A 13,917-nucleotide genomic window follows, 5' to 3' on the forward strand; every position below is an offset into this window, starting at 1 on the left:
TCTAATACTGGTAATTCGCTAAATAGTAAATAATATTAACTCTAAGAAAAGTCTCTTATCTTAGTACCAACCGTTGGCATTCCAGAATGCAAGGGCTGCTGACCATGAACCGTAACGTCCTGCTACGTATGAATCGGCAACACGTTCTTGGTTTTCAGCTGACAAGTCACCATTTAGGTATGACATTGTCAATTGGTAACGACCATAATATTGACCGTTTTGAGCTGTGTAGCTACCGCTTGATTCGCGTTGAGCAATGATTTCTTTAGCTTGAGCGTCTGAAGTACCCAAGTTTGATGAGTAAGAAGTAGTTGTTGTTTCAGCTTGTACTGGTGCTGCTGCCACTGAGTTATCTGTAGCAGCTGGAGCTGCTTCTACGGCTGCAGTTTCAGTTGTAGTTGCTGCTGCAGTAGCTTCTGAATCTAGTTCCAAGATTTGACCTACAGTGATGAAGTCAACGTTAGCGATTTTGTTAATTGAAGTCAATTTTTCAACTGTAGTGTTGTAAGTTACAGCAATTTCAGAAAGTGTATCACCTGATTTTACTGTGTATGAATCAGCGTTAGCAACTGCTGGGGCAATAAGTGCTGCTGCTGCGGCTACACCGGCAAGACCAAGTTTAATAGATTTCGATTTAGTTTTAAAAATATTTGTTTGCATTATATGCTCCTTTTTTTGTTTCAAAAATTAGTACAGGCTATATAATACAGACTTAATGTTACTCTGGCTTTAGAGTTATATTAAAAATATTACAATTAGATTCTTATAATATAAAGAAAACGCCTACAGATTAGGCGTTTTAGCTTTCTTTAAGATAAAATAAGAGAATTCCTAAAATTCATTCATAAACCTTATGAAATCAAGATTTATAGTAAGCGGTATTATTTTAGTGTTATGTAATTTAATATATTCTATAAACTCGCCATGGCTTTTTCAAAGAAATTAACCACCTCTTTTTCTGTATCATCGAATAAGTGACTATAAGTATCCATAGTCATAGCTAGGGTAGAATGACCGAGACGTTGTTGTAATTCTTTATAGCTGATACCAGCGTTTAAAAGTAAACTTGCGTGTGTATGGCGAAAAGCGTGTAATGTAAGGTAGGGCAAACCTGCTAATTTTAAATGTTTTGTTAGTGTTTTTTGTAAACCCTCACGGCTAGGGTAAGCGTGGAGACCATTTGAAAAAACATGTTCCGCCATTTTACCACCATAACCGTGTTCTATAAAACATTGGTGTTGGCGTGCTTTATAAAGGCGTAACATTAGAACGGTGTTCCTATCAATTGGGATTTTTCTATATCCTGCCATGGATTTAGGGCTATTTGTTTCCATACGAGACCAGACAATAGTTTTATTAACGTCAATATAACCATTGTCTAAGTCAATATCAAACCATTCAAGTGCTACAGCCTCCCCAATACGTAGACCAGTTGCAAGTAAAGTATCATACAAAGTCTTATGGTAATAGTTTCTAAAAGTATTTGGTAGTTTATCCAAGTAGTCTTTAAATTGTTTCAATTGGTTGGTCTCAAAATACTTTAGTTCTTTCTTTTGGGAAATATTTTTCTTGTTTTTAGGTACGATAATGTTATCGGCAGGATTTACGGTTATCAATTGTAATTTAACAGCATATTTTAAAATACGCTTATTAATAGACAAGATTATTTTTAGAGATACCGAACCAGGGTTAGGGTTGTTAGCTATTTTATTAACGAAAACTTGAACCATTGGGAGTGTGATTTTTTCTACCCTAATATCACCGAACACAGGTAAAAGGTACGTTTTTAGTTCGCTAACTGTTTGGCTATATGTTTGTGGTTTAACTTCTAACTTATGGTTTTTTAACCACAGTTCACTTAGTTCACGGTAGTTCTTAACACTCACACTCTTATGGCGCGTGTATCCATTTTCTTTAAATTTGTTTATTTTGAACTCACGTTTTTGTTTGAGTTCTTTTTTTGTAGGTGCTGAAATAGTTGTATAGACTTGTTTCCCAGTCATGCAATCAATACCTAGATAGATTTGTTCACGGTACACAGTAATACCGTTTTTCTTTGTGATTTTCTTAATATTTACCATTTGTAACCTCTTCTCTTAACTACAGCAGGCAGGCTATAAAGGTTTTAGAGTCTGAGGTTTTAGAGCCATTCAAAATAGCATGGTAGCAAATAAATATTATCCGCCCTAATCGTTATCGGTTGGGGTGATTTTATAAAGTGCTTTCTGGGTCGTAACCTTTTTCTTTATAAAAGTCATCAATCCCTTTATTAGATTGGAACAAGTCACCTAATTCTTTATATCCATTTTCTATAAGATATTTTTTAGGGTTGGCTTGTTGGAGTACTCTTTCACGGTCAATATGAGCTACTGTACTAATGTTTAAACTTGAAATCTGTTCTAAGAGTACCTTTATTTCATTGTCACTAATAACAAAATCATATGAACGCAAGAAATTAATAAAATCTTTTCTAATTTGCTTATCGTACTCTTTTTGTAAGTCATTATGACGTTTAAAGCTAAGAGAAGAAACGCCACCGCTACCATTATCTAAAAGTATTTCATCATTATAATATGGCTCTTTTTTATCAGAATAGCCCAGTAAATAGGAAACAGAAACATTGAACAGTTTAGCTATTTCATTGGCTTTGTCTGCTTTTATTTCATGTTTGCCATTTTCCCAGTTGGAAACAGTCAGTTTTGTAACTCCTAATAGTTCCGCAAGGTCAGCTTGTCTCATTTTATGGCCGTTATGTACGGCGTTATTCCTTATTTCTTTTAATCTATTCATATATCTAAGTACCTTTCACGTTAGATTATAACACAAAAAAAGTATAAAAAATATATTTTGTCTCTTGGCAATATATAGAAAACTATGTTAAAGCAATTCGCCGAAACCAAGCAGACATGCAACTTACAGCGAAACAAGCAGGGGAACAGATTGGTGTGAACCATATCACTTATAGGAAGTTACGCTCGGGCGGGGAAGTTAGAACAAAGACTTTTGAGAAAGCCATGGCTTGATTGGTTAAAGATTATTAAATATAAAAAAGCGTAAAAAATCCCTAATATTCAAAATTACAATAATGGGATAAAGGAGGAAATTTTATATGGAAATTATTAAACGAGAAAAAGGGGAGTTCGGAGAGATTAAAATTGACTTCTATTTGAACAAAGATAGAGCAATCTTAGTTACTATCGAACAGTTGGCACAAGGGTTTGGTTACCAAAGTAAAAGAGCAGTTGAAAAAATGTTAGAGCGTAACCCATACCTAAGGGAAAGTCAGTATTCAATCGTTACTAAGGTACCCTACAGTACGGGCGGTACCCAAGAAACACGTTTGTTCAATAAACGAGGTATCTTTGAAATTGGCATATTGTCCCGAACTGAAAAAGGTAAAGTTTTCCGAGCTTGGATATATGACTATATCGAAGAATTAGAGAAAGAAAACGCTAATTTTCGCTTTCAACGAGCCTTAGAGAAACCAACACACAAAACATTGAACGAGGCTATCAGTAAATGGGACAACGCTCCTAAAATGGCTTTCCCAACGGTTAACAACTTACTTCTAAAACTATCAACGGGTAAGAATAAAGCAAAACTAACCGAGGATAGAGGTGGTAAAACGGGGCTTGATTGCTTAACAAGCGTGGAACTAGCAAAATATCAAGCTTATGAAAAAGCGGTTATTTCAATGATTGAGCTGAACATGGAATACAGTGTTATCCGTGATACATTGTCACAAGTTCAGTTATGAAAGCAACAAAAAAGGCTTGAGTGACAGCTCAAACCAAAATGAAACTTGAAAAATATTAGATAAAATAAAACACTACAGCGGGCAGGCTATGAGGGTTTTAGGATTATCTTCTATGCTTATATTATAGTATAGGAACAGCGTTATATCAATGCTTAAGGCGTTTTTAGAAGGGTAATCAGATGAAACTGTTATTTGAAAAAGTGAACGATTATGACTATAACAACACGGGTCAATTTAAGTGTTATTACATGCTAACAACACCTAATAGGGATAAGTTTTGGCAGGGTAAAAAGTTCCCCGAGTGGGAATTGGATATCCTTGCGAGCGAGGGTAAGACTATCAAAATTGTTAACACTATTGATTTACATTTAGATTAGAGAGGGCAGAATATGAGAACAGATGAATTAAAAGAACTTGAAAAACTTGGATTTGAATTAAGTGACTTACTACCAAGATTAGAGATGATACAACACGCTAGTGAGGCGGTAACAGCACTGAACCGGAAAGCAGATAACACCACTACAGCATATTTTGCTACCAAAGTTCTTTCGAATATTTACACGCAAATGCAAAAATTGAGCGCTGAAATTGATGACATTGCTTTTAAACTAATCAACTTTGAGGAGGAGGCAGAATAATGATTTGCCAAGAAATCAATTTACCAATTTGGGACAGTTGGTTCTTATGGAGTTTTGGTTGTTAGCGTTGGTTTTATTGCTATATATCAAGCCCAGAGAGGACGTTAAACAAGAGACTAAAGAAACCACACACAGACCACGTCAAAGAGCGATACGGGGCTTACATTCCAACTGTATGGCAAACGTTACAACTAAGGAGGTATAAGGAATGTACGAGCAAGAAAAAGACTTTATTTATAACATGATTGACCTAGCAGATAATGCAATTTTACAAGGTGATAAACACCACGCGCTAACTAGCCTTTACTTTATCAAGAAAGGTTTAGAGAGTTTGATTGTAGGATTGGGGGCAGACAATGACTGATAAAGAATTATACAAGATTGCTATTTGTATCGAGAAACAAGCAACGCCCGAGGAATTAGAAGAGTTTAAGCGATTAAATGCGCGTGACCGTTTGAATTGGGTTACCCGACAAATTCGAAAAATGGAGGTATGACCGTATGGAAATTAATCTCCTAAGCAATGAAACAGAGCAAGCATTAATAGGTGGTATTTTAACTAAGGTTGGTACTTATCTAGAACGATATGAAAGCTTAGAGAACCCATTAGGGATAATCTCACAGCGTGAGGCAACCGAACGCCTAGAGGTATCTTATCCTACTTTGAGACGTTGGGAGGCTAGAGGGCTTAAACGTTACACGCCTCCTATTGCTGATACTAAGTTGGATAGAACTTTTGAAAGTATCGCTAGAAAGGAATATTCAACAAGAATTTAAGGAGGAATTATTATAAGTGCTATACATTGAACAATTGGAAGAAGAAATTAAAGAAGAGCAACAAAATAGCGATAAGCAACCTAAAACAATGAACGAGCTTTACAATCTACCAGGCAAACAAGAAGGGTTTGATGGAATCGCCTTTCTTGTTTTCAATTGCTTAGGAAGCTTCTTGATGATGTTAGAAGATGATGAATTACATTGTCAACCAAAGCCAATCGAGGAAGATAGCGACTTGGATAATGAAGCTAATAAAACACTAGCCTATGACGAGTTAGTAAAGAAGTAGAGGATAGCGACAAGGGAGCGCGTGAGAATGCTCATGATGATACTATTCATGAGTATATTGACAAACGAACAGAACAACTAAAGGAACAAGCAGCGTCTGAGGAATTAGCTCACAAGGTTGCGTTATATGAGAGTGAGTTGTTAGATTATGCAGAACGTTTGTTAAGTGATGAACCATTGAACGCAAATAGTGAAACAGCAATCGGAACGTTTGATATGTTAGATGATGAAGCGATTGACTGATTCAAGTCTGTAGACGTTGATAATGAGTATCAAGGTTTGGAGTATTACAATACAAGTCTAAACAAAGAAGATTAAAGCAAAGTCTGTTATCATAGTATCAACAGACGAGACAGCAAAGGCAAGAAAAGAAGCTTACTGATTATCAGTAGGCTTCTTTTCTTGGATAGTGAAACGAACCGTGAGAAAACACGCGCTTACCTTGGTTATTATTCGGAAATACCCCATTAATTCTTAATGGGACTTGGTATTGTTTGTGTTCTACAACGCCACCCTTTTCTATGTGTGATTTTCCCTTTTTGAGTTTTCTAGCATGTTATTATTAGCCCCTAAAATGTCCTGTATGATGTTTTAAGTGATTGGGGTATAAATTATTTATATCGTCCGAGTGTTTAAACTGACCCCAGCCCCTATCTCGTACCAAGGAGAGCCACCACAAGGTGTTTTTCTTACACCGCAGACCAATTTTTCAGATTTTTAAGGGGTGTCATCACTTGCATTGAGTTTTGTTATTATGCTATTTGTTAGGTAACTAATAATATGATTAACTCAGTTTTTAGGTATCAAAAAAGACCATGGATAACCCACAGTCCGAAAGCGAATATTTGGTAAATTCAATGTAGAAAAAGCCCTGTCACGCAAGCCCTCGTAAATATGAAACGCTACTAAATATCATAACATTTTCTATATTTATTTTGGCTTTGTGCCAATACATATATTATAACACAAAAAGGTAGAACCGTCCTACCGCCTCCACAGAAAACCGTTTCATAGGCGTTAGAAAGGCTCTACCAGCTTACATTATAGCACAGGAGGCAGATAATGGAAATAGATAAGAAGCTGACAAATAGAAATGCTTATGAGGTTTTAAAATTGTATCGACGTTATTCCCGTATGGCTGGAGAAGAACTTATACCCAAAATAACAGATAACTACCTATTTGAGCTTAAAATGGTAGAGTTAAATATCAAAGTGGAAAGGCAGTTACAAGCTTTTAAGGAGCTACGGGTAATTACAGAAGCTATCAATAGCATTGATAAGCAATATTTAAGGCAAATTCTTATTGAGAAGTATTGCAAATGGCACAATAAGAAAGATTATATCATCTATGATGAACTGATGATGTCAGAGACTAATTTTTATCTGAAATTAGAGCGTGGGGTTCTTGAATTTGCCAGACATTATAAAAATGGTGAACTGTTAGTGTTTTCTTTGGAACAACTCACGCGCCACAATCAATTCTAAGTCTCACAGATAGCTTGTAGAATAGCTTACAGCAACCACAAAGACTTTCCGAGGGTAATTTTATACCAGACCAGTCTTTAGGTTAGAGTTAGCGCCTGTAGAACGTGTCTAGGAGCAAAAAAAGAACCTTGCTAGTTGCAAAGCTCCAAAATCAGAAAGTGTGATACATTAACGAATTTAGTTTATCAGTATCTAAAAAAGTTATTAAAAGATTATCAAGAACAATTATGTTATACCACAGCCAAACTAAAAAACCACCTTTTGAGTGCTAGTTTCTTGCCTGCTGAACTCGTAAAATTTACTCCCCCATTTACTCCCCCACAAAGAAATTGTATAAGGATTTATGAAAATAGAAAAAATTGAAAACGTTATAATATCAACGTTTATAAGCATTTATGAAAATGTGTGCTTATGTCATAGCACTTTACCATAAAGTCTCGTTATTCTCACTTATCACCCTCTGAGCGAGGTGAAACTAGTGCCTATTTGAAGATCGGGAAAAAGCCTGCTGAGATTGCCCGTCTATTAGGATGAAATTATTCGACAATTACCCGTGAGATTAAGCGTGGCACAGTAACACAAGTCCAAAATATAAATGGAAAACAAATTTATTATCAAACCTATTTCGCTGACAGTGGTCAACATATCTATGAAGAAAATCGAAAAAAGAATACCTACCTGAAATTGGATCAGTGCTCTCCGACTTTCTTTGAAAAACTAGATAAGGCTGTTAAATCCAATGTTCGTCGACATAGCGTAGATACGTTTGTTCATGAATACAAAGAGGAGCATCCAACAGAAACCATTCCTTCAACGAAGATATTATATTGCTATATCGCAGTTGGTTTTATTTTTATCAAGCCAATAGATTTACCAAAGATGGTGAGTATCAGAAAGATGTCTAAATATAAAACAACAGTCAATAAGAAGACCTTTGGAAAATCTATTGAAGAGCGTCCAGAAACGATTAATAACCATTCTGAGTTTGGACACTGGGATATTGAGCTAGTTCTCGGTAAAAAGACCAAAGGAGACGCTGTTATCATGACCTTGGTCGAACGTCAAACACGATTTGCCTTGGCGTGTAAGCTACCAAATAAGCAAGCAGAAACCATCAATGAAGCTATAAAAAACTCTTGGCTGAACACCCGATTACTTCTATCACATCAGATAACGGCTCTGAATTCAGTTGCCTATCGGATTTAGAAGAGGTTGATATTTACTTCGCCCATCCTTATTCCTCTCATGAAAGAGGAATAAACGAGAACTTTAACGGTCTTTTGAGAGAGTTTCTCCCTAAAGGACAATCTTTCAACTCATTAACCGAAAAGGAACTAGCACATTATATCAAAGCTATCAATGAGAGACCTAGACGACTTCATCATTACAAAACTGCAAAATTTCTGTTTGGGCTAGCCCAAACAACCTAACAATGGAAGGAAAGTTCTAAAATGAAGTTAGCCACCTAAGGGTATCAAAAAACATCTCAGAGAGATATAATTGTAATCACCACAACAACAATTAGAAAGACTCTGAGATGCAACACTAAAAAGTAAACATTTAACACTAACTGAACGTAGAATGATTGAACATTGGCCTCAAGAAGGGCTCTCAAATCGTGAAATCGCTAGGAGATTAGCTAAAGCTCCTCAAACCATTCACAACGAAGTCAAACGTGGTCAGGTTAGACAACAAGTGCGTAAAGGAAAATTTGAAGTGATCTACTCAGCTGATTTTGCTCAAAAAGCCTATCAAAACAATCGCAAACGTTCTGTTAAACAAGTCTCCCTAACCAAGGGACTCAAAGAAAAGATAACTCACTACATCGAACAGAAATACTCTCCCGAGATGATGGTAAAGTCAAAAGGGATACCTGTTCCCATCTCCACCATTTACTACTGGATTCATCATGGACACTTAGGATTGACCAAGGCTGATATGCTTTATCCTCGACAAGAGAAAGCTAAGAAAAAGCATGCTAGTCCCAATTTTAAGCCAGCTGGAAAGTCTATTGAGGAACGACCAGAAAGTATTAATAAGCGTGAGAATATCGGTGATTTTGAAATTGATACGGTTATTCAAACACGGGCAAAAAACGAGTGTCTGTTGACTCTAACCGATAGAAAGAGTCGTTATCAAATCATTCGAGTCATTCCCGATAAGTCCGCGGCTTCAGTCAATCAAGCTCTGAAAGCAATCCTCAAGGATTATCAAATGAATTCTATCACAGCTGATAACGGGGCTGAGTTCAGTCGTTTAGCGGAAGTTTTTGACCCTACTCATATCTATTATGCCCACCCGTATTCTTCTTGGGAGCGTGGTACTAATGAGAATCATAATAGACTCATCCGGCGTTGGTTGCCTAAGGGAAGCAAAAATGCGACTCAACAACAAGTCGCATTTATTGAAAACTGGATTAACAACTATCCAAAGAAACTATTCAATTATAAATCTCCTAAAGAGTTTTTACAGGCTGGCTAATTTGAACTTGAAATTTGGCCCTAACAATGGAATACTAGCCTATTCAAGAACTTGTTGCACTTGACTTGACAATGTGGTAATTATTTATTAATATAAAACTGGCACTTTTGGAATCGTATATTTTGTTAAAATGTAGAAAATTTGAGGCATTGTATCATAAGTAGACTGAATCTTAGTTATTTACTCTCATGGGAACTCCTTAAAATTGATTGCTTCAAATTTTTTTCTATTACTACCAATTATTAAGGAATTTTACTATATTTAAATACTTGAAGGAACCCGTGGTGCTAGTTCATTTCAAAACACAATAGAAAGCGCAAATGGACTATACTGTAAGTGATGAAACATACAGGAGGTTAGTCCAAATGAGCCACTTACAGTATACTGCTAAATCTCATCATTTACAATGGAATGTACACCAATTATCACAAATTTGTCATCGCTTCTACCAAAACTACTGTCCAGATTCCTTCAAACATCGGCATAATGTTAGTTTAGCCAAAGTTTCAGATGAATCAATTCTTATCTTACTTTTGTTACAGGCTGAACTAGGCATAACGTCACAGCGTCATTTCTACAGCATCTGCCACCTCTTTCCTTGTGGACAGCTACTAGAAAGAAGTCGTTTCAATTGTCGGTCAAAACAATTGATTTGGCTCGTCCAATTAATCCGAAAAGCTATGAGTGAAATGCTTCCATCTGATAAACTAGCCATTATAAATAGTTTTCCTTTACCACTTTGCCAACCTGTTTGCAATCATAGAGCTATCATTTTAAAAGGCTTAGCCGATATTGGCTACAATGCCTCTAAACATCTTTGGTTCTACGGCTTCAAAGTTCATATTCTGGTGACCTTATCTGGTTATATTGTGACCTCTGTTGTCACGCCAGCCCCTGTTCATGATATCAAGGTGGTCTATGAACTTATTAGAGGGATGTAAGCAATCGGCTATCCTAGGTGATTTAGGCTACCTGAGCAGTGAACACAAGAAGGACTTAGAACAACAAGGTTACTATCTATGGACGTCGTTTCGTAAAAACATGACAGAGACCGAAGAACATAACGATTGGAAAGTGATGTCAAAGAGACATTAGCTAGAATCCTAGCCGGACTACAGTTACGAATTGAACAAATTATTCTGGCTCATAACTTACGCTATTTTGAAATGAACTAGCACCACGAGTTTGAAGGAATTATTTTATATGCACTTTTACCAACTATTACAATTAGATCCTCTAACCTTAAAGCAAAAGATACATGATGTTGATAATAAGAAACAAAAACTTCAGCTTATAGCTTGTCTTTTTATAAGAGCAATTTTATTAGTCTCCTTTGCTATTTTTTGGATAAGCTCTCTAAATTTTATATTTGGTAAAGATACTTCATCGTTTTCACTTATTCTATTTTGTATTCTATTAACTTTACGTTTTGTACCATTTGGCTATAGAGTAGGTCATTCTCTAGTAGGATTAGGAATTGTTTTTATTATACTTTGGTTAGCTCCGTTCATTTCTTTAATAGCTTATCCATTTATCCAATTCATACTTCATTTCATTTGTTTATTGCTTTTATTTTTTATCACCGGTAAAGAGCCCCAAATGGGTAACCCCGGATTATACTCCTTTTCCTATCTATATTTAATTGGAACAGTACACTATATATCCAATACTCAAGTAGTACATTCCTTTTTTATTTTATTATTTTCTTATGGACTTTTTGCTATCATCTTCTATCATAAACATAAATTTTCAAATGAAAACATTTCCTTTATTCATATAATAAAAGAAAATAGACATATAAATAACAAAAATATTTGGTATTTTTACTATGCGTTCGGAATTAGTTTATTACTCTTTCTAGGAACTTATTTACGAATTGATAGATTTATGTGGTCGACTTTTGCTTGTTCCTCTCTATTTTCTGGATATAACACTTTTAAAATTTCTGAAAGAGCAAAAGAGCGAGTTATTGGAATCTTTGGAGGATCAATTTTATCAGGGTTACTTCTGCTTCTTATTCCAATAAATTATCTTGGAATGTTAGGCGGAATATGCTTAGGATTTTGTGCAACATATAAAAACAAAACGATTTTTAATTGTATTGGAGCAATCACTTCAGCAACATTAATATTTGGACTAAAAACAACGGTACTCCTACGAATAACACTTAACTTATTAGGAGTAGGGTATGCTTTTTTATATCATCTTATATTCGTAAATATTACTGGGTCTTTAATGAAAAAAGGAAAAAAGAGGTTGGGCAAAAACTAGCTTTAAAATAAAACCACACAACGATTTCAGTCTTGAAAACAATCAAGATGATAAAATCACTGTGTGGTTTTTGAGTGTTTAACGTTCTTAAGGATAGATTCTTAGCCAATTTTGTTAGATTCATACTCATGAAGAGAAATCCAATCTCTGAACAGCTTGTCTCCCTCTAACGTGGACTCTGCGAACGCAAAAAAACACTCTTCAATCTACCAAAAACGGGTTTGACATCGGTTTTCCGTTTGGCGTAGACACGAGAGCCTTCTTCGCTATTCAATTTTTCCTTTATGAGTTCTTTAAAGTAATTCCAAGTTGGATTGTAATAAATGTGTTTCTGATTGCCACCTTCTGTTTTGGTAAGTTCTTCTAACTCTGGTGTGTCTTGTATTTTTATCTGCCTCATAGATTTTAAAATCACGTTTAAAGCCATACTTATCACATCGACGAGCGTAGCTCTTAAAAGAATAAATCACTCCGTCTGGTTTCATAAACTGGTCGGTTTCTTCAAGATAATCCCAATTACAGGAATTATTAGGACTTTTCTTATATTTCCTCGTTAATTCTTTTTGATACATGCCATAAGGGATTAGAGGTGTTTTTCCAGCTCATCCATGATAAAAACATAGTTTTCTTCACTTCTATAACCTGTATCGGCTACAATATGTTGGAATAAGTCCAGAGTTTGGATAGAGTTTAGGAATGGCTTTAGAGTTCTAGTATCTGTTGGGTTTGGAAAAATGTTATAGGTAAGCACATATTGACCATTAGTGGCAGCTTGTACATTGTAGCTAGGTTTGAGCTGACCGTTCATCATATGATCTTCTTTCATTCGTATAAAGGTAGCATCATGGTCTGTTTTAGAGAAGGAGTTGCGTTCCTTAAGAATTTCTCTATTCTTCTCATAGCGCTGTTTACGAGGAAGGTAATCTTTCTTCAATTGATTACGGAGTTTCTTGATACGACGTCTCTTCTGTTTGTTAGTGGAGCCTCCTTTGATAACTTTGGGTTCTTCAGAAAGAGCTTTTTCAACTGCCGCCAAGGTCTGCTCTGTATCTTCTAAAAGGTGTACTAACCCTTCACTAGTTTCGCATTCTTCTTTGGAGAGAGCTAAATCTACCCCTTCTTGAACAAGGATGTCATAAAGTTCAGCGGTCTTCCCATTCAATGCTTCTTCGTACTTATTAACTGCTTTTTTCTAAGTAAACGAATAGAGATTGGCATCAGCTTCTAACTTGGTGCCGTCGACAAACAATCATGCCATTCTCACGCATGAGCAGGGTGAAATAAATAAAGTCAGTCTTAATCAAGCTATTAGCATGCTTACTAGAACGGAAATTATTAATGGTCTTATAACTCACATAGGTGTCCTGGCTTAACCATTTCATTGGAATCACTTCATCATTCATCTGAACCATTTTGCGACCCGAAAAGACCTGACGAGCATAAGCACAAAGCATCATTTTTAAAAGTATAGCGGGATGAAAAGTGGGACGACCCGTATGAGATTTTTCTTCCAGTAACACATGATTAGGAATACTATCCACAAAAAGACTAATGAATCTAGCTTCATAATTCATGGGAATGTCGCAAGCAAGATTTAGTTCTAAACTTAACTGATTTGTGTTATACTCTTTATACATAGTCATGGATTTCTAGTTGTTTTTTATTATTATAAACCATGACATAGGAAAACGAGTAGATCCAACTGCGGAAATACTCGTTTTTTTTTGTACTCTGAAGCTAGTTTTTGCCCAGCCTCTTTTTTGCTTGGATACAGTAGAAAACAGTAGGAATACAGTAAACAGGCTAGCGGTTAAAGCATTCGAAAATACCTCATTGATTTTTAATGGGGCTTGGTATCGTTCGTGTTCTACAACGCCGCCCTCTTCCGTACGAAAAATTCCCTTTTTGAATTTTTTAGAACGTCCTAGAACCCGCCTAAAAGCCCGTGTATGGCGGTAAAGGTATTTCATATGTAATTCATTCAAACTTATTTAAAATGACCCCGCCCCTATCTCGTACCAAGGAAAGCTACCACAAGGCGTTAGCTTGTATCACGCGCTTTTTTTCAGATTTTTAAAAGGAAGTTTAAATAAGGTTCTGTAGTGGGAATGGGAGCGCTCCCACGATCATTTTCATTATATCATAAAAGCACCCGTTAAGGTGCTTTTATCCTGCCTGCTGAACTCGTAAAATTTTAATGTGTTTTAATGTAACTAATAC

General features: G+C 35.9%; 12 protein-coding genes and 3 pseudogenes. 11 read left to right on the plus strand and 4 right to left on the minus strand.

The genetic code is table 11. The features are described 5' to 3' along the window. Positions 1-60: 60 nt before the first annotated feature. The 3 genes from apf to DQN23_RS08840 all read right to left on the minus strand — a co-directional run bounded on the left by apf (position 61) and on the right by DQN23_RS08840 (position 2,790). Positions 61-660, minus strand: coding sequence for an aggregation-promoting factor (gene apf, locus DQN23_RS08830; RefSeq protein ID WP_020917636.1), 600 nt, complete (start codon positions 658-660; stop codon positions 61-63). Between the two features lie 251 nt (positions 661-911). After that, the gene (locus DQN23_RS08835) at positions 912-2,081 is read right to left on the minus strand and encodes a tyrosine-type recombinase/integrase (protein ID WP_020917637.1); all 1,170 of its coding nucleotides are present in this window, start codon (positions 2,079-2,081) and stop codon (positions 912-914) included. Positions 2,082-2,211: 130 nt separating this feature from the next. After that, positions 2,212-2,790, minus strand: coding sequence for a helix-turn-helix transcriptional regulator (locus DQN23_RS08840; protein WP_111713058.1), 579 nt, complete (start codon positions 2,788-2,790; stop codon positions 2,212-2,214). 319 nt (positions 2,791-3,109) lie between these two features. On the opposite strand from DQN23_RS08840, the gene DQN23_RS08845 reads away from it, so the two are divergent. The 11 genes and pseudogenes from DQN23_RS08845 (at position 3,110) to DQN23_RS08895 (ending at position 11,697) form a co-directional block, all read left to right on the plus strand. Then, the gene (locus DQN23_RS08845; protein ID WP_020917639.1) at positions 3,110-3,757 is read left to right on the plus strand and encodes a BRO family protein; all 648 of its coding nucleotides are present in this window, start codon (positions 3,110-3,112) and stop codon (positions 3,755-3,757) included. Between the two features lie 389 nt (positions 3,758-4,146). Next, entirely contained in the window at positions 4,147-4,395 is a 249-nt protein-coding gene (locus DQN23_RS08855; RefSeq protein WP_020917640.1) for a hypothetical protein, read from the plus strand. A 208-nt stretch (positions 4,396-4,603) separates the two neighbouring features. After that, positions 4,604-4,759, plus strand: coding sequence for a hypothetical protein (locus DQN23_RS09115; protein WP_020917641.1), 156 nt, complete (start codon positions 4,604-4,606; stop codon positions 4,757-4,759). Further along, positions 4,752-4,892, plus strand: a complete 141-nt coding sequence (locus tag DQN23_RS09120) for a hypothetical protein (RefSeq protein ID WP_020917642.1) — start codon at positions 4,752-4,754, stop codon at positions 4,890-4,892. Before DQN23_RS09115 ends, DQN23_RS09120 begins: the two co-directional genes overlap by 8 nt. Positions 4,893-4,896: 4 nt before the next feature. Next, a complete protein-coding gene (locus DQN23_RS08865) occupies positions 4,897-5,172 on the plus strand; it encodes a hypothetical protein (protein ID WP_052317436.1) in 276 nt (91 codons plus the stop codon). 16 nt (positions 5,173-5,188) lie between these two features. Next, the gene (locus tag DQN23_RS09510) at positions 5,189-5,461 is read left to right on the plus strand and encodes a hypothetical protein (RefSeq protein ID WP_228380503.1); all 273 of its coding nucleotides are present in this window, start codon (positions 5,189-5,191) and stop codon (positions 5,459-5,461) included. A 1,061-nt stretch (positions 5,462-6,522) separates the two neighbouring features. After that, entirely contained in the window at positions 6,523-6,945 is a 423-nt protein-coding gene (locus tag DQN23_RS08875) for an ArpU family phage packaging/lysis transcriptional regulator (protein WP_020917644.1), read from the plus strand. 429 nt (positions 6,946-7,374) lie between these two features. After that, positions 7,375-8,375 (plus strand): annotated as a pseudogene (locus tag DQN23_RS08880) (IS30 family transposase). A gap of 151 nt (positions 8,376-8,526) precedes the next feature. Next, complete coding sequence (locus DQN23_RS08885; RefSeq protein ID WP_111713059.1) at positions 8,527-9,426, plus strand: IS30 family transposase; 900 nt, start codon at positions 8,527-8,529, stop codon at positions 9,424-9,426. A 365-nt stretch (positions 9,427-9,791) separates the two neighbouring features. Next, positions 9,792-10,601, plus strand: a pseudogene (locus DQN23_RS08890) (IS982 family transposase). A gap of 28 nt (positions 10,602-10,629) precedes the next feature. Beyond that, complete coding sequence (locus tag DQN23_RS08895) at positions 10,630-11,697, plus strand: FUSC family protein (RefSeq protein WP_058814347.1); 1,068 nt, start codon at positions 10,630-10,632, stop codon at positions 11,695-11,697. Here DQN23_RS08895 and DQN23_RS08900 read toward each other — a convergent pair. After that, positions 11,648-13,334: pseudogene (locus DQN23_RS08900) on the minus strand (IS1182 family transposase). The gene DQN23_RS08895 and the pseudogene DQN23_RS08900 overlap by 50 nt on opposite strands. Positions 13,335-13,917 lie beyond the last annotated feature (583 nt).

The organism is Streptococcus lutetiensis (assembly GCF_900475675.1).
In the GTDB taxonomy this organism is placed as follows: Bacteria; Bacillota; Bacilli; order Lactobacillales; family Streptococcaceae; genus Streptococcus; species Streptococcus lutetiensis.

What these genes read in the sequence shown, in the direction of transcription:
- DQN23_RS08840 (WP_111713058.1), bottom strand. Translation starts at nt 2,790, where the DNA reads ATGAATAGATTAAAAGAAATAAGGAATAACGCCGTACATAACGGCCAT.
- DQN23_RS08845 (WP_020917639.1), top strand. Translation starts at nt 3,110, where the DNA reads ATGGAAATTATTAAACGAGAAAAAGGGGAGTTCGGAGAGATTAAAATT.
- DQN23_RS08835 (WP_020917637.1), bottom strand. Translation starts at nt 2,081, where the DNA reads ATGGTAAATATTAAGAAAATCACAAAGAAAAACGGTATTACTGTGTAC.
- DQN23_RS08885 (WP_111713059.1), top strand. Translation starts at nt 8,527, where the DNA reads ATGATTGAACATTGGCCTCAAGAAGGGCTCTCAAATCGTGAAATCGCT.
- DQN23_RS09120 (WP_020917642.1), top strand. Translation starts at nt 4,752, where the DNA reads ATGACTGATAAAGAATTATACAAGATTGCTATTTGTATCGAGAAACAA.
- DQN23_RS09115 (WP_020917641.1), top strand. Translation starts at nt 4,604, where the DNA reads ATGTACGAGCAAGAAAAAGACTTTATTTATAACATGATTGACCTAGCA.
- DQN23_RS08895 (WP_058814347.1), top strand. Translation starts at nt 10,630, where the DNA reads ATGCACTTTTACCAACTATTACAATTAGATCCTCTAACCTTAAAGCAA.
- DQN23_RS08875 (WP_020917644.1), top strand. Translation starts at nt 6,523, where the DNA reads ATGGAAATAGATAAGAAGCTGACAAATAGAAATGCTTATGAGGTTTTA.
- DQN23_RS08855 (WP_020917640.1), top strand. Translation starts at nt 4,147, where the DNA reads ATGAGAACAGATGAATTAAAAGAACTTGAAAAACTTGGATTTGAATTA.
- apf (WP_020917636.1), bottom strand. Translation starts at nt 660, where the DNA reads ATGCAAACAAATATTTTTAAAACTAAATCGAAATCTATTAAACTTGGT.
- DQN23_RS08865 (WP_052317436.1), top strand. Translation starts at nt 4,897, where the DNA reads ATGGAAATTAATCTCCTAAGCAATGAAACAGAGCAAGCATTAATAGGT.